23 protein-coding genes are annotated in these 22,906 nt (G+C 71.1%); 11 read left to right on the plus strand and 12 right to left on the minus strand.

Annotation, left to right across the window (positions count from 1 at the left end; genetic code table 11):
- Positions 1-7: 7 nt before the first annotated feature.
- Positions 8-517, plus strand: coding sequence for a YcxB family protein (locus ACZ31C_RS13765; RefSeq protein WP_465795561.1), 510 nt, complete (start codon positions 8-10; stop codon positions 515-517).
- A 6-nt stretch (positions 518-523) separates the two neighbouring features.
- Here the strand turns inward: ACZ31C_RS13765 and ACZ31C_RS13770 are convergent, their stop codons facing one another.
- Complete coding sequence (locus ACZ31C_RS13770) at positions 524-1,189, minus strand: hypothetical protein (RefSeq protein ID WP_465795562.1); 666 nt, start codon at positions 1,187-1,189, stop codon at positions 524-526.
- Positions 1,190-1,307: 118 nt separating this feature from the next.
- The gene (locus ACZ31C_RS13775) at positions 1,308-1,778 is read right to left on the minus strand and encodes a hemerythrin domain-containing protein (RefSeq protein ID WP_465795563.1); all 471 of its coding nucleotides are present in this window, start codon (positions 1,776-1,778) and stop codon (positions 1,308-1,310) included.
- A gap of 124 nt (positions 1,779-1,902) precedes the next feature.
- On the opposite strand from ACZ31C_RS13775, the gene ACZ31C_RS13780 reads away from it, so the two are divergent.
- Complete coding sequence (locus ACZ31C_RS13780; RefSeq protein WP_465795564.1) at positions 1,903-2,577, plus strand: nucleotidyltransferase domain-containing protein; 675 nt, start codon at positions 1,903-1,905, stop codon at positions 2,575-2,577.
- Positions 2,578-2,916: 339 nt separating this feature from the next.
- The gene (gene rph, locus ACZ31C_RS13785; protein ID WP_465795565.1) at positions 2,917-5,508 is read left to right on the plus strand and encodes a rifamycin-inactivating phosphotransferase; all 2,592 of its coding nucleotides are present in this window, start codon (positions 2,917-2,919) and stop codon (positions 5,506-5,508) included.
- Between the two features lie 17 nt (positions 5,509-5,525).
- Here rph and ACZ31C_RS13790 read toward each other — a convergent pair whose 3' ends face one another.
- The 3 genes from ACZ31C_RS13790 to ACZ31C_RS13800 all read right to left on the minus strand — a co-directional run bounded on the left by ACZ31C_RS13790 (position 5,526) and on the right by ACZ31C_RS13800 (position 8,063).
- Positions 5,526-6,326 (minus strand): IclR family transcriptional regulator domain-containing protein, encoded by an 801-nt coding sequence (locus ACZ31C_RS13790; protein ID WP_449948811.1) that lies wholly within the window; start codon positions 6,324-6,326, stop codon positions 5,526-5,528.
- Positions 6,327-6,423: 97 nt separating this feature from the next.
- Positions 6,424-7,233, minus strand: coding sequence for a CoA-transferase subunit beta (locus tag ACZ31C_RS13795; protein ID WP_465795566.1), 810 nt, complete (start codon positions 7,231-7,233; stop codon positions 6,424-6,426).
- The gene (locus ACZ31C_RS13800) at positions 7,230-8,063 is read right to left on the minus strand and encodes a CoA transferase subunit A (protein WP_465795567.1); all 834 of its coding nucleotides are present in this window, start codon (positions 8,061-8,063) and stop codon (positions 7,230-7,232) included. The genes ACZ31C_RS13795 and ACZ31C_RS13800 overlap by 4 nt, the downstream gene beginning before the upstream one ends.
- A gap of 260 nt (positions 8,064-8,323) precedes the next feature.
- Here ACZ31C_RS13800 and pcaH point away from each other — a divergent pair, with 260 nt between their 5' ends.
- From pcaH to pobA, 6 genes are all read left to right on the plus strand, one after another.
- Positions 8,324-9,043, plus strand: coding sequence for a protocatechuate 3,4-dioxygenase subunit beta (gene pcaH / locus ACZ31C_RS13805; protein WP_465795568.1), 720 nt, complete (start codon positions 8,324-8,326; stop codon positions 9,041-9,043).
- Complete coding sequence (pcaG, locus tag ACZ31C_RS13810) at positions 9,033-9,587, plus strand: protocatechuate 3,4-dioxygenase subunit alpha (protein ID WP_465795569.1); 555 nt, start codon at positions 9,033-9,035, stop codon at positions 9,585-9,587. Before pcaH ends, pcaG begins: the two co-directional genes overlap by 11 nt.
- Positions 9,580-10,731, plus strand: a complete 1,152-nt coding sequence (locus ACZ31C_RS13815; protein ID WP_465795570.1) for a lyase family protein — start codon at positions 9,580-9,582, stop codon at positions 10,729-10,731. Before pcaG ends, ACZ31C_RS13815 begins: the two co-directional genes overlap by 8 nt.
- On the plus strand, positions 10,715-11,479 hold the full coding sequence (pcaD, locus tag ACZ31C_RS13820; protein WP_465795571.1) for a 3-oxoadipate enol-lactonase: 765 nt from the start codon (positions 10,715-10,717) through the stop codon (positions 11,477-11,479). Before ACZ31C_RS13815 ends, pcaD begins: the two co-directional genes overlap by 17 nt.
- On the plus strand, positions 11,479-11,859 hold the full coding sequence (gene pcaC / locus ACZ31C_RS13825) for a 4-carboxymuconolactone decarboxylase (RefSeq protein WP_396749620.1): 381 nt from the start codon (positions 11,479-11,481) through the stop codon (positions 11,857-11,859). Before pcaD ends, pcaC begins: the two co-directional genes overlap by 1 nt.
- A gap of 91 nt (positions 11,860-11,950) precedes the next feature.
- Entirely contained in the window at positions 11,951-13,120 is a 1,170-nt protein-coding gene (pobA, locus tag ACZ31C_RS13830) for a 4-hydroxybenzoate 3-monooxygenase (RefSeq protein ID WP_465795572.1), read from the plus strand.
- 92 nt (positions 13,121-13,212) lie between these two features.
- Here the strand turns inward: pobA and ACZ31C_RS13835 are convergent, their stop codons facing one another.
- From ACZ31C_RS13835 to ACZ31C_RS13845, 3 genes are read right to left on the minus strand one after another with little or no spacing between them, the layout of a single operon-like run.
- Positions 13,213-14,160: a helix-turn-helix domain-containing protein gene (locus ACZ31C_RS13835; protein ID WP_465795573.1), complete on the minus strand. Its 948-nt coding sequence runs from the start codon at positions 14,158-14,160 to the stop codon at positions 13,213-13,215.
- A 50-nt stretch (positions 14,161-14,210) separates the two neighbouring features.
- Positions 14,211-14,810, minus strand: a complete 600-nt coding sequence (locus ACZ31C_RS13840) for a DUF4291 domain-containing protein (RefSeq protein ID WP_465795574.1) — start codon at positions 14,808-14,810, stop codon at positions 14,211-14,213.
- Positions 14,811-14,868: 58 nt separating this feature from the next.
- Positions 14,869-15,282 (minus strand): pyridoxamine 5'-phosphate oxidase family protein, encoded by a 414-nt coding sequence (locus ACZ31C_RS13845; protein WP_465795575.1) that lies wholly within the window; start codon positions 15,280-15,282, stop codon positions 14,869-14,871.
- A gap of 96 nt (positions 15,283-15,378) precedes the next feature.
- Here ACZ31C_RS13845 and ACZ31C_RS13850 point away from each other — a divergent pair, with 96 nt between their 5' ends.
- Complete coding sequence (locus tag ACZ31C_RS13850; protein ID WP_465795576.1) at positions 15,379-16,377, plus strand: Rossmann-fold NAD(P)-binding domain-containing protein; 999 nt, start codon at positions 15,379-15,381, stop codon at positions 16,375-16,377.
- 183 nt (positions 16,378-16,560) lie between these two features.
- Here ACZ31C_RS13850 and ACZ31C_RS13855 read toward each other — a convergent pair whose 3' ends face one another.
- Entirely contained in the window at positions 16,561-19,299 is a 2,739-nt protein-coding gene (locus ACZ31C_RS13855) for a helix-turn-helix transcriptional regulator (RefSeq protein ID WP_465795577.1), read from the minus strand.
- A gap of 343 nt (positions 19,300-19,642) precedes the next feature.
- Positions 19,643-20,638, minus strand: coding sequence for an alpha/beta fold hydrolase (locus ACZ31C_RS13860; protein ID WP_465795578.1), 996 nt, complete (start codon positions 20,636-20,638; stop codon positions 19,643-19,645).
- Positions 20,639-20,714: 76 nt separating this feature from the next.
- On the opposite strand from ACZ31C_RS13860, the gene ACZ31C_RS13865 reads away from it, so the two are divergent.
- Positions 20,715-21,296 carry a TetR/AcrR family transcriptional regulator gene (locus ACZ31C_RS13865; protein WP_465795579.1) on the plus strand — a complete coding sequence of 194 codons (582 nt, stop codon included), beginning with the start codon at positions 20,715-20,717 and terminating at the stop codon, positions 21,294-21,296.
- Positions 21,297-21,350: 54 nt separating this feature from the next.
- Here the strand turns inward: ACZ31C_RS13865 and ACZ31C_RS13870 are convergent, their stop codons facing one another.
- Both ACZ31C_RS13870 and ACZ31C_RS13875 read right to left on the minus strand, forming a co-directional pair.
- Complete coding sequence (locus tag ACZ31C_RS13870; protein ID WP_465795580.1) at positions 21,351-21,590, minus strand: hypothetical protein; 240 nt, start codon at positions 21,588-21,590, stop codon at positions 21,351-21,353.
- Between the two features lie 101 nt (positions 21,591-21,691).
- Entirely contained in the window at positions 21,692-22,900 is a 1,209-nt protein-coding gene (locus ACZ31C_RS13875) for an ABC transporter ATP-binding protein (RefSeq protein ID WP_465795581.1), read from the minus strand.
- Between the last annotated feature and the right edge of the window lie 6 nt (positions 22,901-22,906).

The raw sequence follows: 22,906 nt of genomic DNA on the forward strand, positions 1-22,906 counted from the left end.
TTGCGGCGTGCACATCCGTTTCGAGATCCCCGCCGATCCCGCCTACCCCGGCCGCGTGGCCGCCGCGATGAGCCGTGACCAACTGCGCAGGTACGCCTCGGTCGGCGCGGTGCTGCTGACGGTCGGCGTGATCGGTCTGGTGGTCACGCGGGGGTCGTCGTGGGGCGAGCAGATCACGCCGCTCTGGATGGCGATGGCCATCGGTGGCCTGCTGGCGATGCTGTACTGGCCGTGGGTGCAGTGGCGGGCCCGACGCCGCTCCGGCGGCTATGCAGTGGACGGCAGTTACGACATCACCGACGAGAACATCATGATGCGCAGCGGCTCGGAGTCCGGTGGCATCGCCTGGGAGGGTGTCTCCCGGGTGAAGGACACCTCCGAGTTCTGGGTCGTGTACGTCGACCGGATGCCGGCGACGGTGATCCCCCGCCGGCTGATGTCCGCCGGGGACGCCGAGACGTTGCGAGCCTTCATGGCCGCCCGTGGGCTGCTTCAGGAGGACGCGCCCCGGCGCTGAGCCAGGCTACCCGCAATACTCGGCGTGCAGGTCGGCGTAGGGCCGACGTCGGTCCCGGAACCGCCAGGGTCTGCCCACGACGATCTCGGCACAGCAGTGCGTCCCGGGTACGCGGGCGCGATGTGCCGGGCACTCCTCGGCCAGGGCGCGTACCTGCTCGGCTGCCCGCTCGTACGCCGGCCGGCTGCCGGTGAGCACCAACGTCTCGGCGGCCACGTCCCACCGCAGATGGTCACGGAACTCCCGATGCGAGCTCCGCTCGTGCTCGGTGTCCGACAGCACGGGCCACGCACCGCCGGGCAGTTCCACGGTGTGCGGTCGTCCCGGACCCAGCCGGGACCGGACCTGTTTCCAGCGTGACGGCGGGAACGCGAGCCGGTGGTGCACCAGCACGAGGTCGAGCGGACGTCCCCACCCGCAGTCGTGACGCGCGCCGGCGCGACGCAGCGGAAGATAGACGATCGTGTGCGGCGACCGGGCGGCCAGTCCCCAGGCCAGGGCGAACATCGTCGCGGTGGGCGCGTCGAGGCAGAACTGGGCGCCGAGACAACCTTCGTAGAGGCCGGCGGATCCCGGCAGCCTCACCGGGCGCACGACGCGGTACTGCTGGTGCCCGAGCCGGACCGTACTGACCAGCACCCGCCAGGGGTGTCCGTCCAACCGTCGGCCCACGCCCCACAGCCTCCCCGTCGCTCACCGTCCGCTCCTCGCGTCGAGCATTGTCGTCGCAGCGGCCACCGAACGGCGACGGGATTTCCACCCGGATGCCCGGTGCCGCGGCGACGTGGGCTCAGAGGGGACCCAGGACCTCGTCGGGTGAGGCGTCCAGGGAGAGTGTTTCGAGCACCTGGAGCAACTGTCGCTCCTCGTACCGGAAATGGCTCTCCATGATCGCGGAGACACCCTCCAGGTGACGATCAAGCTCGGCGACCGGCGCGGCCCGGTCGATGGCGGCCTGCAGGCCGCCGAGCAGGTGCGCGATCATCGAATGATCCTGGCGGAGATAGCGCAGCACGGGCGCCAGCTCCGGGTGGGCCGCCTCGATCGCCGGAAACAGGGTGGCGTCCTCGCCCCGATGGTGTCCGTCGAGGGCAGCGCAGAACCCGTGGCAGTACAGCAGCAGGTCACGGGTGGCCGCCTCGCCGGATGTCCCGTCGGCGACCGCGGTGCGGACGAGGTCGAGCGCCTCACGGAGGCGGTTGTGGACCTGGCGAAGCTCGTAGCTCCAGGCGACGAGCCTGGTCGTCTCGCGCTCAGTCACGCGAAGACGAAGGATGCGACGTGAACACCGTCGGCCTCCCTCGGTAGGGCGCCTCCATGCCTGACACGGTCTGCCACCGGCACGCGACGCTCACCGGAGCATAGTTCATGGGTAGCCTGCCGTCGTGATCGATCTTGTCGCACGGCACACCGCCCTCGCGGTCGTGGTCGGGTCGCGGGCGTACGGGCTGCACGGCCCGGACTCCGACCATGACCGGCGTGGGGTGTTCGTGGCACCCACCCGTGCGTTCTGGCAGCTGGACAAGCCGCCCACCCACCTGGACGGACCGGCCGAGGAGCAGTTCTCCTGGGAGATCGAGCGGTTCTGCGTCCTGGCCCTGCAGGGCAATCCGACGGTGTTGGAGGTGCTCTGGTCCCCGCTGATCGAGGCGATCACGGTCGACGGGGAGGCGTTGCTGGCGACGCGGCGGGCGTTCCTGTCGCGGCGGGTGGCCCAGACCTACGGCAACTATGCCCGGGACCAGCTCGACCGGGTAACGGCACGGCGGGAGCGGACCGGCCAGACGAACCACAAGCAGGCGATGCACATGATCCGGCTACTGGTCGCCGGGGCGCACGTCCTGCGTACCGGTGAGGTCCTGGTCGATGTGCGGCATCTGCGCGAGGACCTCCTCGCGGTGCGGCGCGGGGATCTCGCCTGGGAGTCGGTCACCGCCTGGGCCGCCGATCTGCAGGCGGCCCTCGCCGACGCGGCCGTCGCCACCGCGCTGCCGGAGCAGCCCGACCGGGCTTCCGTGGACCGTCTGCTCACCGCCGTCCGCGAGAGGAACCTGCGATAAGCGCCGACACACTGCGGGTACTTCTCACCGGGCTCGACCTGATCCGGACCGGTCCCTGGAGGCGCGCCTCGCGGTGCGCGGGTTGCGTACCCGGCTGCGGTGAGTCCGGTGCCCCTCACCCGGCCCCGCCGACGACGAAGGGCAAGGAGATCTCTCCCTGCCCTTCTTAAAGATATAGCGCACCGGGGGGCTTGCGGCAAGGCCCCGGGTATGCCGCAGAATCGGCCGGCCGAGCCCGCAAGCTGCGGAAACGGGGGCAGACATGCGGGTGTTGATGTCGACTGACGGCAGTCACGGGGAGGTCGGGCCGGGGTGCCCGACGGTGTCGGAGGTGTCGCGATGACCGAGCAGTACGTGGTGGATCTTCAGGAGGTGGACGCGACGCAGATCGCGATGGTCGGTGGGAAGGGCGCGCACCTGGGTGAGCTGTCCCGCATCGACGGCGTCTGGGTGCCGGCCGGGTTCTGCGTGACCACGGACGCCTTCCAGCGGATCATGGCGGACGCACCGCTCGGCACGCTGCTCGACGATCTGGCGGGCCCGGCGGCGGACGACCGGGAGGTGATCGGCACACACAGCGCGCGGATCCGCCGGATCATCGAGGGGGTCAGCGTCCCGGGCGAGGTCACGGCCGCGATCACCGGCGCCCTGGCGTGGTACGGGGAGCAGACCGCCTACGCGGTGCGGTCCAGCGCGACGGCCGAGGACCTGCCGTCGGCGTCGTTCGCCGGACAGCAGGACACGTACCTGAACGTGGTGGGTCCGTCGGCGGTCCTGGCGCACGTCCGGCGCTGTTGGGCGTCGCTGTTCACCGAGCGGGCCGTGGCCTACCGCCGACGCAACGGCATCGACCACCGGTCGGTGCGGATGGCGGTGGTGGTGCAGCAGATGGTCTTCCCGCAGGCGTCCGGCGTCCTGTTCACCGCCGACCCGGTCAGCGGCGACCGGACCGTCGCCACGGTGGACGCCGGCTTCGGTCTCGGTGAGGCCCTGGTCGCCGGGCTGGTGACCCCGGACGTCTACCGGGTACGCGCCGGCGAGGTCGTCGGCAGGTCGGTCGCCGCGAAGCAGTTCGCCGTGCAGGCCCTACCGACCGGCGGGACCGCGCAGGTGACGGTCGACGCGGCACGGCGCGCGCAGCCGGCGCTGACGGACCCCCAGGTCGTGGCGCTGGTGCGGCTCGGGCGACGGATCGAGGCGCACTTCGGTCGGCCGCAGGACATCGAGTGGTGCCTGACCGACGACCGGTTGCACGTCGTGCAGAGCCGACCGATCACCACGTTGTTCCCCGTTCCCGACCGCGACGACAGCGGTAACCACGTCTACGTCTCGGTGGGGCACCAGCAGATGATGACCGACCCGATGAAGCCGTTGGGCATCTCGGTGTGGCAGCGCACGGCCATGGCCCCGATGATCGAGGCCGGTGGCCGGCTGTTCGTCGACGCGATCCGGTTGTTGGCCGGCCCGGGCCGCGCCGCGTTCCTGGACATGATCGGCAGGTCCGACCCGTTGACCCGGGACGCGTTGCAGACCGTCCTGGACCGGGGCGACTTCGTCCCGACGCCGCCGGACGCCGCTGTCGCCGCGCCACCGTCCGGCGCAGCGCCCGCCCCGATCCCGACCGACCCGGCCGTCGTCGCCGAGCTGGTCGGGCGCAGCCAGGCGTCGATCGCGGCGCTGCGGCGGGACATCGCGACGAAGACCGGGCCCGAGCTGTTCGACTTCCTGCTGGCGGCCTTCGAGGAGCACAAGCGTGTCCTCGCCGACCCGTTGAGCGGGCAGGCGATCATGGCGGGGATGGAGGCCACCTGGTGGCTCAACGACCGGTTGTGGGAGTGGCTGGGTGAGAAGAACGCCGCCGACACGCTCACGCTGTCCGTACCCGACAACGTCACCTCGGAGATGGGCCTGGCGCTGCTCGACGTCGCGGACGTGATCCGCCCGTACCCGCAGGTGGTGGCCTTCCTGGAGGGTGTCGACGGCGACGGCTTCCTGGACGGGCTGCCCGAGGTCGAGGGCGGCGGCGAGGCCCGCTCCGCGATCGAGGCGTACCTGGAGCGGTACGGGATGCGGGGCGTCGGCGAGATCGACATCACCCGGCCACGGTGGCGTGAGCGTCCGAGCACCCTGCTGCCGGTGCTGTTGGACAACGTCCGCAACTTCGCTGCGGGCGAGGCCGGGCGACGCGTGGCGAACGGGCGGCAGCAGGCGCGGCAGAAGGAGCAGGAGATCCTGTCCCGGTTGCTGGCCCTGCCCGACGGGGAGGCCAAGGCCGCCGAGACCAAGCGGATGATCGACCGGGTCCGCACCTTCGTGGGGTACCGGGAGTACCCGAAGTACGACATCGTCAGCCGCTACCTCGTCTACAAGCAGGCCCTGCTGGGCGAGGCCGAAGGCCTGGTGCGGGCCGGGGTGCTCGCCGAGGCGGAGGACGTCTTCTTCCTCACGTTCGGGGAGTTCCACGAGGTGGCACGGACGCGCCGGGTGGACGCCGGGCTGATCCGGCAGCGCAGGGAGGCGTTCCGGTCGTACCACGCGCTCACTCCGCCCCGGGTGCTCACCTCCGACGGTGAGGCCCTGAGCGGGGCGTACCGGCGCGATGACGTGCCGGCCGGCGCCCTGGTCGGCCTGCCGGTCTCCACCGGGACCGTCGAGGGGCGCGCCCGGGTCGTCCTGGACCTCGGGCAGGCCGACCTCGCACCGGGCGACATCCTGGTCACCGCCTACACCGATCCCAGTTGGTCGCCGCTGTTCCTCGGCGTCGCGGGCCTGGTGACGGAGGTGGGCGGTCTGATGACCCACGGCGCGGTGATCGCCCGCGAGTACGGCCTGCCGGCCGTGGTCAGCGTCGAGGGGGCCACCCGGCTGATCCGGGACGGGCAGCGGATCCGGGTGCACGGCACCGACGGCTACGTCGAGATCCTGACCTGACGCCTACCGCCGCCGACTCAGCCGCGAGCGGTGCCGGCCTGCGGTGGTAGCAGGCGGAGGTCGGCCTCGATGCGGGACGCGGCGGCCACCAGCGGCGGTATCAGGTCGCGTCGGATCGACTCGATGGAGTTGCGGCTGGCGTGTGCCGGGATGTTGACCGCTGCGACCACGCTCCCGTTGCGGTCCCGGATCGGTGCGGCCACCGAGCGCAATCCCTCTTCCAGCTCCTGGTCGACGATGGCGTATCCCTGGTCGCGAATCCGGGTCAGCTCGTTGCGGAGCATGGTGGCGGAGGCGATGGTGCGGGAGGTGGGCCGCTCGAAGGGGACACGCTTGAGGTGCAGTTCGAGTTCCTGTTCTGGCAGGTGGGCCAGCAGGACTCGGCCGACCGAGGTCAGGTAGGCCGGGAAGCGGGTGCCGACGGTGATCGACACCGTCATGATCCGGCTGGTCGGCACCCGGGCGACGTAGACGACGGCGTCGCCGTCGAGCACGCAGACGGAGGAGGACTCGTGTACCTCCTGGACCAGCCGTTGCAGGTGTGGTTGCGCGATCTCCGGCAGGCCGATGCTGGACAGGTACGCGTAACCCAGTTCCAGGATCTGGGGACTGAGCCGGAACATCCGGCCGTCGCTCTGGACGTAGCCGAGATCGGTGAGGGTGAGCAGGAAGCGTCGGGCGGCGGCCCGGGTGAGGTCGCAGGCCCGGGCCACCTCGCTCAGCGTCAACTCGGGATGTGCGGCGTCGAAGGCGCGGATGACTGCCAGCCCACGTTCCAGGGACTGCACGAAGTGCGGCTCGCGGGCGGAGTCGGTCATCGATGGCCTTCCATGCAGTCCTGCTGATCCGGATCAGCGTAGCCGGGGGTGTGCCGGTCAACCGCCGCACCCGATGGTCGCGTACGCCGCCCCACGGTCAGCCCCGGTCGGCACCCGGTCCGGCCGTCGTCTGCAGTGCGCGCAGCGTCGCGAGTTCGACCGGCGTCGGCGTCGGCACGGTCTCCAGGGAGTCGGCCACGCGCAGCTCCCACCCCGTCTCGGCGCGTACCTGCTCGACGGCGACCCCCTGGTGCAGTTGAGTGAGGGTCAGCTCGCGGGTGACCGGATCGGGTTCCAGCACACCGAGGTCGGTGATCACGCGTACGGGTCCGCGCCCGCGCAGGTTGAGCCGCTCCCGGTCACCGGGCCCCCGACCGTGCCCGACCGAGGTGACGAAGTCGACGCGTTCGACGAAGGCACGCCGGTGGTGGCGCGCGACGACGAACACCTCGCGGCACGAGGCAGCGATCTCGGGCGCGCCGCCGGCGCCCGGCAGTCGCACCTTCGGGCGGTGGTAGTCGGTGCCGATCACCGTCGTGTTGATGTTGCCGTACCGGTCGATCTGGGCCGCACCGAGGAAACCGACGTCGATGCGGCCGGGCTGGAGCCAGTAGTTGAACATCTCCGGCACCGAGACCACCGTGTCCGCGGTCTCGGCCAGCACGCCGTCGCCGATCGACAGCGGCAGGTGGGTGGGCTTCGCACCGATGGCGCCGGACTCGTAGACCAACACCAGGTGGGGGGCGTGCACGCGGCGTGCCAGGTTGGCCGCGACGCTGGGGCGGCCGATGCCGACGAAGCAGCGGGCGCCGTCGTGAAGCGCCCGGGCCGCGGCGACGATCATCATCTCCTCGCCGGTCCAGGCGAGGGGCGTCGACGAGGGCTGTGCGGCAGCTTCCAGGGTCATCTCGGCAGACCTCCGTCCATGCTGGTCGTCCCGTACATGGTGTCGTCGAGCCAACTTTGGAAGGTCTCGCGGTTGCGGCTGACGGCGTCCCAGGCGACGTAGAAGTCGTTGTCCCGGTCGCTGTGGCCGTGGGCGTAGGAGGGGTGTGCACCACCCGGCACCTCGGCCACCATGGTGACCGCCCAGTGCGGGAGGACGACTGCGCCCGGGCGGTCCTCGAGCCGGTCGACGATCTTCTCCACGGTGACCAGTGCGCGGGTGGAGGCGAGGACAACCTCCTTGTGCACTCCGGTGATGCCCCAGAACTGGACATTGCCGGAGCGGTCCGCCCGTTGCGCGTGCACGATGCCGATGTCCGGGTTCAGCGCCGGCACCGCGGTCAGGGTCTCCCCGGTGAACGGGCAGGTGATCGGCTTGATCGTATCGGTGAGTCCGACGAGATCGGTGCCCGAGTAGCCCCGCAGCACCGCGAACGGAAGCCCGGACGCCCCGGCCACGTAGCGATTCGCCATGCCGGCGTGGCTGTGCTCCTCGATCTCCAACGGTGCAGGCCAGCCGCTCTGCACCGCGTCGCGGAACCGGTGCAGCGATCCCACCCCGGGGTTTCCCGCCCAGGAGAAGATCAGCTTGCGGGCACAGCCGGCGCCGATCATCTGGTCGTAGACGATGTCCGGCGTCATCCGCACCAGGGTGAGGTCGCGGCGGCGCTGGCGGATGATCTCGTGACCGGCGGCCACCGGGATGAGATGGGTGAACCCTTCCAACGCCACGACGTCGCCGTCGTGGACCAAGGCCGCGACAGCATCACGCAGACTCGCGATCTCCCCCACTCACGCCCCCTGTGCGCTATATGAACATTGGTTCGCTCTGCGCCTACCGTACGACTCGTCGACAGCGACCGTCAAACCTGTATGCCGGGTAGTGAGCACGCCAGCAGGGCGATGCACCGACGCCGAAGAGCGTCAGTCATTGACCAAACATGAGAAGGCTCGTACGTTCCCTTTGAGAACGATCGTGCGGATAAAGCACCAGCAGCCATCCGTGTCGGTGTCGGTCAGGGTCTTGCCGTCGTCCTGGAAGGAATCGGCTGATGAGTTCTTTGGATCTGCCCTCCTACGAGCGTCCCCGCGGTCTGCACCCACCGCTGGCCAGTCCCGGTTACGGCTCCACCCTGTTGCGGGCACCGACCCAGCCACTGGTGCCGCTCCCGCACCACCTGACCGAGGTGACCGGCCCGTTGCTGGGCGAGGGACGGGTGAGCGAGGCCGACGCCGATCTCACCCTCGCCGCCGGAGGAGAGCCGCAGGGTCAGCGGATCATCGTGCAGGGCCGGGTGCTCGACGGCGACGGCCGTCCGGTGCCGCACACGCTCGTGGAGATCTGGCAGGCGAACGCGGCCGGGCGCTACCGCCACGCCCGGGACAACTGGGCGGCGCCGCTGGATCCGCACTTCACCGGAGTGGGGCGGACACTCACCGACGAGGCGGGCCACTACCGTTTCGTCACTATCCGGCCAGGTGCCTACCCCTGGGGCAACCACCACAACGCGTGGCGGCCGGCGCACATCCATCTCTCGCTGTTCGGCCGGGCGTTCACCCAGCGGCTCGTCACCCAGATGTACTTCCCGGACGACCCGCTCATCCCGCTCGACCCGATCGTCAACTCGATCCCCGACGAGCAGGCGCGGCAGCGGTTGATATGCCGGTTCGACCTGGACGCCACCGTGCCGCACTGGGCTCTCGCGTACGAGTTCGACGTCGTGCTGCGTGGCCGCTCGGCGACCCCGATGGAGGAACCGCATGAGGACTGAGCTGACCGCGTCGCAGACCGTCGGTCCGTTCCTGCACATCGGTCTGCCCTGGCCCGACGGGCCGGACGTGGTGCCGGCAACGGCGGCCGAAGCGATCGTGATCAGCGGACGGATCGTCGACGGTGACGGCGCGCCGGTGCCGGACGCCCTGGTCGAGACGTGGCAGGCGGACTCCGACGGCAGGTTCGCGCATCCGGACGATCCGCGCGGTCCGGTGTACGGCTTCCGAGGGTTCGGCCGCTGCCCCACCGACGAGAACGGCGTCTACCGGATCCGTACGGTCAAGCCGGGGCCGCTGCCGACTCCGGACGGTGGCACCGAGGCGCCACACATCAACGTCTCCATCTTCGGCCGGGGTCTGCTCGACCGTCTCGTCACCCGTTTGTACTTCCCCGACGAGCCGTCCAACGCCACCGATCCGGTGCTCGCCGCACTGCCCGACCCGGCCCGCCGGGCCACCCTGATCGCGGCCACCGCCGCTGACGGATACGTCTTCGACATCCGGCTCCGGGGCGAGCCCGAGACCGTGTTCTTCGATGTTTGACGCCCTGTTCTCCACGCCGGACGCGGTCTCGGCCACCGACTCCCAGGCGTGGCTGCGGGAGATGCTCCGCGTCGAGGCGGCCCTGGCGCTGGCCGGGGCGGCCGTCGGGCTGATACCACCCGATCGCGCCGCCGAGATCACCGCCGCCTGCCAACCGGAACGGTACGACGTCGCCGACCTGAGCCGGCTGGCGGTCGCCTCGGCCTCGCCGGTCGTACCCCTGGTGGCGCAGTTACGGGCCCGGGTGCCGGAACCCACTCGCCCTCTGGTGCACCTCGGCGCGACCAGCCAGGACGTCATGGACACCACCTTGGTGCTGGTCTCCCGCCGCTGCCTCGGTCCGCTCCTCGACGACCTGTGGGCGCTGGGTGACCGGCTCGCCGCACTCGCCGACCACCACCGGGACACCGTCCAGATCGGGCGAACGCTGCTCCAACAGGCCGTGCCGACCAGCTTCGGCCTGGTCTGCGCGGGCTGGCTGGCCGGGGTGACGGAGGCCGCGAGCGGCCTCGCCCGGGCACACGACCGGCTGCCCCTGCAATACGGCGGTGCGGTCGGTGCCCACGACGCGCTCGGTGCGGACGGCCCCCGGATGGCCACCGCGCTCGGCGAGATCCTGGAGCTGCCGGTACCGGCCCTGCCGTGGCACACCCGACGCGGCCCCGTGGTCGACCTCGGTACGGCGCTGGGCGCGGTCTGCGGGGCGCTCGCCACCATCGCCACCGCCGTCGTCCTGCTCGCGCAGAACGAGGTGGCCGAGGTGACCGAGGGCTCGCCCGGTGGTTCCTCGGCGATGCCGCACAAGCGCAACCCCGCCCTCAGCACGCTGGTCATCGCCTGCGCGCACCAGGCGCCGGGGATGGTCGCCACCATCCTGGCGAGCCAACCGGTCGAGTTGCAACGCTCCGCCGGACGCTGGCAGGCCGAGTGGCCGGCCGTCACCTCGCTGCTGCGGCTGACCGCGGCGGCAGCTCGGCACGCGCGGACCGCCGTCGACTCGCTGCGGGTCGACGCCGCACGGATGCGCGCCACGGTGGCCGAACAGGCCGGCGGTACGGCGGCCACCGACCCGCCCGGCGTACCGGCAGCAGCCGGGCAGCTCATCGACCACGCGTTGGGGGCGTACCGTGCCGCTCGCCCATGAGGTCACCGGGCCTGCCGACGCTCCCGTGCTCGTCCTGGGCGGCTCGCTCGGCACCACCCGAGCGATGTGGCGTCCCCAGGTAGCCGCGTTGTCCCCGCGGATGCGGGTGGTGACCTTCGACCATCGTGGGCACGGACGGTCGCCCGCCGCCATCGGGCCGACCGGCCTCGCCGACCTGGGCGCCGACGTGGTCGACCTGCTCGACCACCTCGACCTGAGCCGCGTGCACTACGCGGGTCTCTCGCTCGGCGGCATGGTCGGCATGTGGCTGGCCGCGCACCGCCCGGCGCGGGTCGACCGGCTCGCCCTGCTCTGCACGGCCGCCCATCTGCCGCCCGCCGACACCTGGCTGGCCCGGGCCGCCCAGGTCCGGGCGCACGGCACCGCGAGCCTGACCGACGTCCTGCTCGGTCGGTGGTTCACCGCCGGCTTCGCCGACCGTCATCCCGAGGTGGTGGCACCACTCGTCGCGGACCTGACCGCTGGTGACAGCGAGGGGTACGCGGCCTGCTGCGAAGCCATCGCCGCGATGGACCTGCGTCCGCTGCTGCCGACGATCAGCGCTCCCACTCTGGTGGTCGCCGGTGCGGACGACCCGGCCACCCCGCCCCGCGACGCCCGCGTCATCGCCGACGCCGTGCCCCGAGCACGGCTGGCGGTGCTGGACCGCGCGGCGCACCTGGCCAACCTGGAGCAGCCCGTGCGGGTGAGCGACCTGCTGGCCGAACACTTTCTGGAGGAGGAGTGATGGAGGAACGCCATGTGCAGGGGATGGCAGTCCGGCGGGAGGTGCTCGGCGACGCGCACGTGGACCGGGCCGTCGCCGACACCGACGGGTTCACCGCCGACTTTCAGGACCTGATCACCCGGTATGCCTGGGGTGAGATCTGGACCCGTCCGGGCCTGGACCGCCGTACCCGTAGCTGCATCACGCTGACCGCGCTGGTCGCCCACGGTCATCTCGGCGAATTGGCGATGCACGTCCGGGCGGCGCTGCGCAACGGCCTCACCCCCGAGGAGATCAAGGAGGTGTTGCTGCAGTGCGCCGTCTACTGCGGTGTACCGGCCGCGAACGCGGCGTTCGGCGTCGCCGCGCGGGTGCTGCGTGAGGAGGCCGGCACCGGTTAGCCCGGGCCGCTGTCGCAGGACCAGGTCGCGCCGGGCCCGACGCCCGGTGTGACGACATGTCAGGACGTCGGTTTCGGAAAGGGGAGAACAGGTGCGTACCCAGGTCGCGATCGTGGGGGCAGGCCCCGCTGGACTCTTGCTGTCCCACCTGCTGCATCGTCAGGGCATCGACTCGGTGGTGGTGGAGCGCCGCAGCCGCGAGTACGTCGAGCAGCGGGTCCGCGCCGGCGTGCTGGAGCAGAGCACCGTCGACCTCCTGCGCGAGATCGGGCTGGCCGACCGGCTCGACCGCGAGGGCCTGCCGCATCACGGCATCGCAATGCTCTTCGACGGCGTCTCGCATCGCATCCCGATGAGCGACCTGACCGGTGGACGGGCCATCACCGTGTACGGGCAGCAGCACGTCGTCCGGGACCTGACCGAGGCGCGGCTCGCCACCGGCGGCCAGATGTACTTCGAGGCCGACGACGTGACCGTACTGGACGTGACGAGCGCGACACCGCGGGTCCGGTTCACCGTCGGAGGGCGGTCGACAGAAATGGAGTGCGACGTCGTCGCCGGTTGCGACGGCTTCCACGGAGTCACGCGTGGTCTGCTGCCCGCGTCGGCACGATTCCTGGAGCGCGAGTACCCCTTCGGTTGGCTCGGTGTCCTTGCCGCCGCTCCGCCCGTCGACGACGAGCTCATCTACGCCTACCACGAGCGGGGCTTCGCGCTGGCCAGCCTCCGGTCACCGACGATCAGCCGGCTCTATCTCCAGGTCGATCCGACCGAGGACCTCGCCGAGTGGCCGGACCAGCGCATCTGGGACGAACTCGGCACCCGGATCGGGCACGATGGCCGGACTGTCAACGAGGGACCGATCCTGGAGAAGTCGATCGTCCCGATGCGCAGCTTCGTGTGCGAACCGATGCGACACGGGCGGCTGTTCCTCGCGGGGGACGCCGCGCACATCGTGCCGCCGACCGGGGCCAAGGGCCTGAACCTCGCGGTCCACGACGTGCACGTGCTGGCTGCCGCGCTGTCGCACTGGTACGCCACCGGCAGCGAGACCGGGCTCGACGAGTACTCGACCACCTGCCTGAACCGGGTCTGGCGGGTACAGCACTTCTCCTGGTGGATGACGTCGATGCTGCACCGCTTTCCACAGCACGACGCCTTCGGGCAACAGTTGCAGCGCGCGCAGTTGGAGTACGTCGTCTCCTCACCCGCCGCGGCGACCAGCCTCGCCGAGAACTACGTCGGACTGCCCTGGAGCTGATTGCGAAGCGTCGCCGCTGGTCGTGTCGGCGGTGTCGCGGCGACCACGGAGACAGGCTGCACGACGACCGCTGCCCGGGCCCGAGCGCCCGGTCAGCTCAGGGCGGCGACGGCGGCGTGCAACCAGGTCGACGCCGGGGCGTTCCCGACGGGTTGCGGCGTGCCGTTGATGGTGGCGGTCAGCGAGTGGTACCTGCCGAGCAGCGCGACATGTCGGCTCACCTGCGGCCCGGGGTCGGCGGCGGCGATCTGCCGCCGTACCTCGGTCAGATCCTGCTCACCGCCGCGACTCGCGGCCAGCGCCACCCACCGCGTCGCCAACCGCCGGGCCTCGCGGGAGTCGACCAGTACGCCGGCCTCGGACGCGGCCCTGGCCTGCGCGAGGATCTCGACCTGTTCCGCGACCTCCGCCTCCGTCGCCGGGTCCTCCCGCTCGCGATCGACCGCGCTGGCGAAGGTCTCCCCGAAGTGCTGCCGGACCGCATGCCGGAACCCGGCGTCGCGCACCATGTCGGCCAGCTCGATCCACGCGTCGAGCTGCTCGCCGGTGGGGTCCTCCGGCAGCCGGGGCCGCCACGGACGCAGGTAGTCGACGAACTCCCGCAGGTCGAGGCCGGCGGTGACCTCGGTCCAGAACTCCTCCACGAGTTGCTCACGGTCGTCGTCGGACATCGACGCCAACCGGTGCACGAGACTCACCTGCCCGGCCTCGCTGTCCTGCCGCACGACCGCCCGCAGCACCGCCCGCCGGGTACGCAACTGACCCATCTGCCGTTCGACCAGCGCCAGATGGGCGGCCGCGAGATCCCGCACCGTGATCTCGTCGGCCAGCAACCGACGGATCTCGTCCAGCCCCGCGCCCAGGTCCCGCAGCGTACGCACCAGTTCGAGGGCCGCCACACCCCGCGCGTCGTAGCACCGGTACCCGGCACCGGTGTACCCGGCCGGCGCGACGATGCCCTCGTCGGCATAGAACCGGATGGCGCTGACACTCAGACCCGTACGCCGGGCCACATCCCCGATCGACAACCACTCGTCCATGGCCACCACCCTGGCGTCTCAAGCCGCCTGAGAGTCAACAGCGGATCCGGCTAGCCGGTGGCGTTGACGACGGCGGCGATCGGCGCGGGCAGCGGATACACCTGCTCGACCGGCAACCGGGCGGCGGCCGCCCGGTCGTCGCCGCTGCGCACCAGGTCCCGGATCTGCCGCACGTCGGCGGTGACATCGCGGATGGCCACCACCCACTCGTCGACGTACCCGGCGACGGCCGGACCGGAGAGACCCACCTGCAACGACCGGTACGGCAGCTCCGCCAGGCGCAGGGACCGTTCCGGATCCCACTGCACCCGCACCGGACTGGACTTGAGCTGCCGCGACCAGGTTTCCCGGTCGGCGTGCAGCTCCGGGACGTAGTGACTCAGACAGGCCCGCTCCAGCGCCCACTCGAAACCCTCCCGGCGCAGGTCCACGGCGAGCACCCGCTCCTGGCCCTCGTTGGTGGCCCAGCCACAGCGGTACATCATCCACAGGAACGACGGCTTGATCCACGTCATCCGTTCTCGTTTGAACGGGGCCACGAAGCGGCCCGCCGCCACCGCCGGCTCCGCGATCTGCGGCGAGTACGCCTGGTAGACGGTGATGGTGTCGGCCGAGTATCGGGCGCGGATCTGACGCAGGGGTACGGACATCCGCCGATCGTCGCCGACCGACCCGAGTGCGAGCCACCGAATTCGGCGGCGCGGACCGTCACATCGAGAAGCGGTTCACCCGCTCGGGGCGCAGCACGATGCGCACCACTCCCCCGCTGTGCCACTCGTCGACCAGGCTCTGACGCATCGGATCGCTCATGTCGTAGTACCGCTCGGCGAGCCGGGTCGCCAACTCCACGCCGCCGTCGTCGTGCAGCGTGACCGGGCCCTCCACCGACACCCAGTGCTCGGGCTCACCGGTCGGCGCCGCCACGACCACGGAGGCCCGGGGCCGCTCCCGGATCCGGTCCAGCTTCGGCGCGTCCGGCAGCGAGAACATCTGCAGATCCCCGTCGTCGGTGACCTCGAACCAGACCGGGCGCGGCGCGGGCCAGCGGTCGCCCCGGGGCGCCACGGTGAGGAAGGCGTGCAGCGGCCGGGCGAGAAGGGCGAGATCCTCGTCGCGGAACATGACGTCCAGCCTAGGCCCGGTGGCGTACGCCCGCAGGCTTCTGCCGTCGGCGAAGAACCTTGGCGTACCGCGTACCTCGCTGCTTCGCTGACGGACATGGAGATGCTGGTGTTGGGCGGGACGGCGTGGCTCGGGCACGAGGTGGCCCGGCAGGCGGTCGACCGGGGGTACGCGGTCACCTGCCTGGCCCGGGGCGAGAGCGGGACGGTACCGCTCGGCGCGGTCCTCGTAGCCGCCGACCGGGGTGATCCCGGTGCGTACGACGGGCTGCGCGACCGCGACTGGGACGCGGTCGTGGAGGTGTCGTGGCAGCCGCGCTTCGTGCGGGAGGCGCTGCGTGCCCTGGGCAGCCGAGCCCGGCACTGGAGTTACGTCTCCTCGGTCAGCGCCTACGCCGACCACGACACTCCCGGCGCCGACGAGTCGGCGGCCACGCTGCCCGCCACCAGCCGCGACACGGTCGACCGCGAGGAGTACGGCGAGGCGAAGGCGGCCTGTGAGCAGATCACCACGACCGAGGTGGGAGACCGCGCCCTGGTGGCGCGCGCCGGTCTGATCGGCGGGCCGGGTGACCACAGCGGCCGGTCCGGTTACTGGGTCGCCCGCGCCGCCCGTGACCCCGACACACCGCTGCTGGCACCTCTCGCCCCCGACCTGTCGACCCAGGTCGTCGACGTCCGCGACCTGGCCGCCTGGCTGCTCGACAGCGCCCGGGCCGCCACGGTCGGCACGTTCAACGCGGTCGGCCCGGCCGTACCCTTCGCCGAATGGGTCGCCCGGTCCCGGGCCGTGGCCGGCCACACCGGTCCGCTCGTGCACGCCGACCCCGCCTGGCTGCTGGCGCAGGGCGTGGCCGAGTACATGGGCCCGGAGTCGTTGCCGATGTGGATCGCCGACCCGGCCGCACGCGGCTGGGCGGCCCGCAGCGGCACGGCGGCCGAGGCCGCCGGTCTCCGCCACCGCCCGCGTACCGACCTGCTGGCCGACACCCTCGCCTGGGAACGTGCCGAAGGGCTGCACCGGGACCGCCGCGCCGGGCTGAGCAGCGCCCGGGAAGCCGCGCTGATCGACGCCTTGCGGGGTGTCGCCGGATGAGCGGCGGCTCCGTTCGGGGCGTCGTGCGCAGAGCGATTTCCACTCCGCGCACGGGCACACCCGCATCACCTCACACCGAGAGCGCTTGACGCGACAGTTGGCCGCCGAGTAGCCGCCAGCTTGGTGCACCCCGCAGCGTCGCTGCCAGCCGTCGTAGCACGGCTCCCTGGTCGACGGTGGCGGTCAATGCCGCCCGACGAGGTCACCCACCTCGGTCCGGGACGAGACGCCCAGCTTCCGCAGGATGTTCGAGACGTGAACGGCGGCGGTTTTCGGTGAGATGTAGAGGCGCCGGGCCAGCTCGGCATTGGTCAGCCCGTCGCTGATCAGTACTGCCACCTCCCGCTCGCGGGGGGTCAGGGCGGTCGGACCGGTGATCGCGGGTGCCGCGTCGACCGGCGTCATGCCCAGCTGGGCGCGGACGTGGGCGAGCTGGGCCACCCGCCAGCCACGCCATTCGGCCAGCAGGGGTGCGGCTGCCTCCACCTGCGCGGCAGCCTCCTCGCGCTGGTCGTTCGCGAGCAGACACCGGGCGGCGCCGACGCGTACGGTGCCGCGGGTCGCCGGCCCCAGGATGTGGGCCTCGGCGATGGACAGGTAGCCGGCCAGCGCCTCGGCGTGCTGGCCGCGTGCTTCCGCGAGCTGGGCATCGACGAGGGTCCGGTAGGCGTCCCATACGCTGGCGTCGAGTAGCGCGGCGGCCATCTGGTCGAGCCGGTGCGGCGGCAAGCCGATATGAAGCGCGGCAGAGATCAGATCGTGGGCCGTCTCATTGCTGCGCCACGGCTGCTCGGATAGTGCCGCGATGAGTTCCTCCAGGCTCGCTTCGGCGCGCGGGAGGTCGCCGCGACGGCAGGCGAGGTGGAACGCGAGGCTGGGAATCGTCGCCGGCCAGTTGTCGGGCAGCGCCGCCAGGTCCGTGATGAGCCGCTCGACGTGGTCCAGCTCGCCGGCCTCCAGATAGAGCCCGGCGAGGAAGACGCCGTGATAGTCGGCCCAGCGGCCCCGGCGTCGGTAGCTGCGGTCCTGCTCGCGCCCCTCCTCCAGCGCCCCGGTCGCGGCGCGCAGGTCGCCGGCCCGCACCGCCAGCCGGGCTCGGCCCTGGAAGTAGGTGGCCACCGCGAGTGACTCGAAGCCGGCCCGCTCAGCGTCAACCCGCATCCGCTCCAGTGTCTCGGCGTGCTCGACCGGCGAGGTGGGTGGCTCGCCGTGCGCCAGGGAGTCGAGGGCACGGGCCGCCAGCACCCACTCGCCCGCCTCTTCGGCCTCGTCGACGAGAGCGGACAGGATCCTGCGGCCGTCGGCGGCGGTCTGCGGGCGCTCGACAAGCGTCGCACCCTTCTCGATCAGCGCGGCCAGGCGTACGGCTGGCAGGTCGAATTCGTCCGCCAGCGCCAGCGCGCGGTCGGACCAGAGCAGCACGGCGTCGCAGTCGCCTTGCAGGTACGCCGACTGCGCGATCGCGGTCATCGCCCGCGCCTGGTCGGCGCCGGGGGGAAGCTGCGCGATCAGGGTCCCGATGTCGTGCGTCAACGCGCGCATCTCGTCGGTCTCGCGGGACTCCCACGCGATGCGGACCAGGAGGTACAGCGACTCAGCCCGGTCGGTCGTGGTGTCGGCGAGGTCGCGCCAGCGCCGGCCGTACCGCAGGGCGTCATCCAGCAGTCCGGCCAACCACGCCGCTCGGGCGGCGGAGGCGAGCAGGTCGGTGTCGTCGGGCATCTCGTCGAGGCCCATCTCCGCCAGTTGCAGGGCCTGGTAGGCGGACCCGATGGAGAGGTAGAGCTCAGAGCCGCGGCGGGCCGCGGCGATCATGTCGTCGTACCGGCCGGCGCCGCGAGCGTGGTGCGCCACCATGGCCGGGTCGGAGGCACCGCCGTTCAGGAGTACGTCGAGTGCCCTCTCGTGCAGCCGGCGGCGCTGCCGGCCGAGCATCTGGTCGACGATCGCCTCGCGCACCAGCGCGTGCCGGAACGCGAACTCGTCGTCGCCGGACTCGACCAGGACGCCCTGGGTGACCAGGTCTCGCAACACGGCGATGAGCTCGTCCTCGCCCAGACCGGTCACGTCGGCGAGCAGGTCGAACGGGATGCGGTGGCCGAGCACGGTAGCCGCCTCGACGACACGGTGGCTGACCGGGTCAAGGTCGTCGACCTGTCGGCGTAACACCTCGGCGAGGCTCCACGGCAGCGGTTGCTCGACCAGCGCCTCCACGTCGTACCCGGGCAGCGCACGCAGCAACTCCTCCAGGAAGAACGGGTTGCCCCCGGTGCGGTGGTGCAGTGCCGCCACGGCGCGCAGCGGCGCCGGAGCGCCGGTGGCCGCCGCCAGCAACGCTGCGGTCTGTGCGGGAGTGAGGCGATCCAGACGTACGTGGGTGACGGTGTGCCGGCGCTCCATCCGGGCCAGCAGGCCAGCCACCGGTTGGCGGCGGGTCACCTCGTCCGGCCGGTACGTTCCGATGAGCAGCCGCGGCCCGCGCTGGTCGGCGATCCGCTCGAACAGCGCCGCGCTCTCCGAGTCGGCCCAGTGCAGGTCCTCGAAGACGATGACCGCAGGGGAGTCGCCGAGCAGGTCGGCCAGGATGGCGAGGCCGGTGTGCAGGCGCTCGACCGGGCTGCGCCGCGGGTCCGCGAGGGCCGCAAGTTGCTCCTCGTCGCTGCCTGGACGGCCGTCGATGGCGCCCAGGAGCACCTCGTACGGCCGGGACAGCGAGCCGGGTTCGGCCTGGCCGACCAGCACCACGGTCTCCGCCGACACGGTTGTCAGCAGCTCGTGCACCAGCCGGGTCTTCCCGATGCCCGGCTCGCCCGCGATGAGCGCCACCGCCGGCTCACGGGCCGAAGCGAGCTGCGCCAACCGGCGCAGCTCGCTTTCCCGCCCGATCATCACTGGGCTGGCACCGCCGCGGATGGTTCGCACGACGTGAGGTTACCGTCGGGCTGTCCACGGACGGCCAGGGTGTTACGGGCTCGGCGAGCCCGCCGAGCCCGCCGAGCGTTGGTGAGTAGGCGCTCGCAGTCGGCCTCGGCGATCAACTCGCGGCGACGATCGTTCGCCAGAGCCAGCATCGTGCCCGGGTCCATCAACATGGCTTGCCTCCTTGTCAACCGCTGATGGATCAATCGTCGGTTGACAAGAGTGCTGCCACATCGGGCAACGCTTACCTATCTTCACTGCTCACCGGGGTTTAGCGGAGTACGCGGGCCGCCTAGGCATACCTAGTGCCGGCAACTTCGAGGGCGTCCACCAGTAGCGGCCGGCGTCAGCGGCCTCCCGCGCCGAGGTAGGTCGCGACGTCAGCAGCGATCTCGTCCGGGTGCTCGCCGTTGATGGCGTGGGAGGCGTGGGGATAGGTCTTGACGGTCGCGTCGGGCAGCACCCGCCGGGCATACTCGGCGGCCTCGGCGGCGTCGTGTATCCGCGACTCACCGGCCAACAGGACCAGGGCGGGCACGCCGAGCTGGGCGAGCTGGTCCTCGCCCGGCCGGGCAGGGGCGGACAACTTCATCGCGTACGACTGCAGCCCTTGCTCGATCATGTCGGCCACCGGTACGTCCTCGACCGGTGCACCGTTCGCGGTCCAGCTGGTGAAGCTGTCCCGCCACGATTTGGGCGCCCAGCGGACACTCACCGGGATCGACCGCAGCACCACACCGGTCGACAGGTTGGCGAAGGTGAGCACCGGCTCGAGCAGGATGACCCCGGCCACCTTCTCCGGCCGGTGCAGAGCCAGGTTCGTCGCCGTCCACCCGCCGAACGACAGACCGAACAGGTGGATACGCGGTTCCGGCAGGGCTTGCAGTACCTCGTGCAGCCACTGCGCATGATCCGCATCGGTGACGATCGGGCGCTGCTGCACGCTGAGCCCTGGCTCACCGAGCAGGTCGACCGTGTACACGTCGCGCAGCGTGAGCAGTGACGGCAGATTGTCCGCCCATACCGGGGACGCCGAGGATCGCCCGGGCAGCAGCACCAGAGGTGCGGCATCGGGCACGCCGCCGCCTTCGAAGTGGTAGACGCGCACGACGCCATACCCGGTGCGGACGTCGAGCGTGCGGTCGGGAGCGGGCAGTTGCGCCATCGCCTTCTGGTAGGAGGCGATGAACCGGTCGTGGGCCTCGGCTGACGTGAAGTAGCCGACCGGCGAGGGGTCGCGCAGTGCATAGGCACCGCCGGCCACGAGGACCGCCACCGCAGTTCCCGCCCAGAGGAGCGGACGGCGGCGCCGGCGCAGCCAGGTTCCGATCTTCCGTGTCACCACCCTAACCATACGGTCAGATTACTGACCTGCCGGTAGAATTTTCAACCGCACGGTTGTCTTCTACGGTGTAGGGGTGCCGGGAAAGCCGCTGACCATCACCGAGCAAGCCCGCCGTGCCCAGCTCATCGGCGTGACCATCGACCTGATCGCTCGACATGGCTACACCGGCACGTCACTGATCCGGATAGCCGAGGGCGCTGGCATCTCCAAGGCCGCGGTCCTCTATCACTACCCGTCGAAAGACGCGGTCGTGCGGGCCGCCTACGACTCGGTGCTCGAGGATCTGACCACCCATGTCGCAGCAGCAGTCGAGGCGGCCTCCGGCGCGGCTGCCGTAGAGGCGTACATCCGGTCCATCACCGGATACCTGACCGAGCACCCGACGCACACCCGCATGATCATCGAGGCCATCGGCAGCGCGCCGACCGTCGACGACCTACCGAACGCCCCCAGCCGACAGCAGTCCGTGGCGGCGTTGATCGCCGCCGCCCGCGACGCCGGCGACTACCGGCCCGACATCGACCCGGACGCCACCGCGGTGATCATGAACGGCGCGCTGGACGCGATCGTCTCGAAGAACCTGACCGCCCCGGACTTCGACACCGCACAGGCCGCCGAATACCTGATCGACCTGCTCCGCCGGTCTCTGCGCTAGCTGTTCGCGGTCCGAGCGGACGCGGGGCCGACCGAAAGCGATCCCGTCGTCTGGTCAGTCGCGGACGATCGGGCGTACGCGGTTCTCGATCCCGAGTTCCACGAACACCTTCTGGAGACGCGCCAAGGCCGCAGTGCGGTCCGCGCTCTCCGCGATCTCCAGGTCGAGATTGCCGCCGTGCTCGCCGGTGCCCGCGCCGGTGACCTCGCCGTCCAGCGCGAACTCCGCTGTCAACGCGTCCTCCAGGTCGTCCCGGTCGATCGGCAGGCCCGAAAAAATGATCTCGACGAACACCCTGGCCCCCCTTCTCCGCCCGGCACTGTAGCGCCGAGGGCAGACAGAATCGTGCCCCCGACGGGTCCGTCGGGGGCACGAGGTGTGTCAGGCGTACGCGGTCAGGCGTCCAGGGTGCCGGCCGCGCGGCCCTCGTGGAGGGTGAGGTTGCGGCCGTTGGACGGGTCGAACAGGTGGATCTTCTCCAGGTTGAACCAGACCCGCCGGTTCTCGCCCTCGCTCACCGTCGACTCGGCCGACAGGCGGGTGACCAGGTTCGATCCGCCACCGGCGAAGTCGGCGGCACCGGTGTCGGCGGCCAACTCCTCCAGTTCGGCGGCGGTGGCCCGCTCCCCCTCGACGGTCAGGTAGACGTACTTGTCCGAGCCCATCGACTCGACGATGTCCACCGGCGCCTCGAACTCCATGCCCCGGCGGCGGGTCTCCTCGTCGATCAGTTCGGCGTCCTCGAAGTGCTCGGGCCGGATGCCGAGGATCAGGTCGCGGGAGGCGTCGGCGGCCTCCAGCTCACGGCGGATCCGATCGCCGATCGGCACGTCACCCAGGGCGGTGCGCAGGCTGCCCTGTTCGAGGGTGGCGGGCAGGAAATTCATCGACGGAGAGCCGATGAACCCGGCCACGAAGAGGTTGTTCGGGTTCTCGTACAGCTCCTGCGGCGGGCCGACCTGCTGGACCGCCCCACCTCGCATGATCACCACGCGGTCGCCGAGGGTCATCGCCTCGGTCTGGTCGTGGGTGACGTAGACGGTGGTGGTGCCGAGCTTCTTCTGCAGGCGGGACACCACGGTCCGCATCTGCACCCGCAGCTTGGCGTCCAGGTTCGACAGGGGTTCGTCCATCAGGAACGCCTTGGGCTGACGGACGATCGCCCGGCCCATCGCGACCCGCTGCCGCTGCCCGCCGGAGAGGTTGGCCGGACGCCGGTCCAGCAGCGACGTCAGTTCGAGGACCTTGGCCGCCTCGTCGACCTTGCGGTTGATCGTCTCCTTGTCCAGCTTGGCCAGCCGCAGCGGGAACGCCATGTTCTCCCGGACGGTCATGTTCGGGTACAGCGCGTAGGACTGGAAGACCATCGCGATGTCCCGATCCCGGGGTGCCTTGTCGTTGACCCGTTCGCCGCCGATGCGCAGGTCACCGGAGCTGATGTCCTCCAGCCCGGCGATCATGTTGAGGGTGGTGGACTTGCCGCAGCCGGAGGGACCGACCAGGATCACGAACTCGCCGTCGGCGATCTCCAGGTCGACGTCCCGCACCGCCGTGGTGCCGTCCGGGAATTTCTTGCTCACTTTGTCGAGCACGATGTCAGCCACGAGTTA

This window comes from Micromonospora sp. NPDC023869, from assembly GCF_055559695.1.

Coding starts and splice junctions, on each gene's coding strand:
- ACZ31C_RS13840 (WP_465795574.1), bottom strand. CDS start 14,810: ATGTCCGTACCCCTGCGTCAGATCCGCGCCCGATACTCGGCCGACACC.
- ACZ31C_RS13815 (WP_465795570.1), top strand. CDS start 9,580: ATGTTTGACGCCCTGTTCTCCACGCCGGACGCGGTCTCGGCCACCGAC.
- ACZ31C_RS13850 (WP_465795576.1), top strand. CDS start 15,379: ATGGAGATGCTGGTGTTGGGCGGGACGGCGTGGCTCGGGCACGAGGTG.
- ACZ31C_RS13845 (WP_465795575.1), bottom strand. CDS start 15,282: ATGTTCCGCGACGAGGATCTCGCCCTTCTCGCCCGGCCGCTGCACGCC.
- pcaC (WP_396749620.1), top strand. CDS start 11,479: ATGGAGGAACGCCATGTGCAGGGGATGGCAGTCCGGCGGGAGGTGCTC.
- rph (WP_465795565.1), top strand. CDS start 2,917: ATGACCGAGCAGTACGTGGTGGATCTTCAGGAGGTGGACGCGACGCAG.
- ACZ31C_RS13790 (WP_449948811.1), bottom strand. CDS start 6,326: ATGACCGACTCCGCCCGCGAGCCGCACTTCGTGCAGTCCCTGGAACGT.
- pcaH (WP_465795568.1), top strand. CDS start 8,324: ATGAGTTCTTTGGATCTGCCCTCCTACGAGCGTCCCCGCGGTCTGCAC.
- ACZ31C_RS13835 (WP_465795573.1), bottom strand. CDS start 14,160: ATGGACGAGTGGTTGTCGATCGGGGATGTGGCCCGGCGTACGGGTCTG.
- ACZ31C_RS13795 (WP_465795566.1), bottom strand. CDS start 7,233: ATGACCCTGGAAGCTGCCGCACAGCCCTCGTCGACGCCCCTCGCCTGG.
- pcaG (WP_465795569.1), top strand. CDS start 9,033: ATGAGGACTGAGCTGACCGCGTCGCAGACCGTCGGTCCGTTCCTGCAC.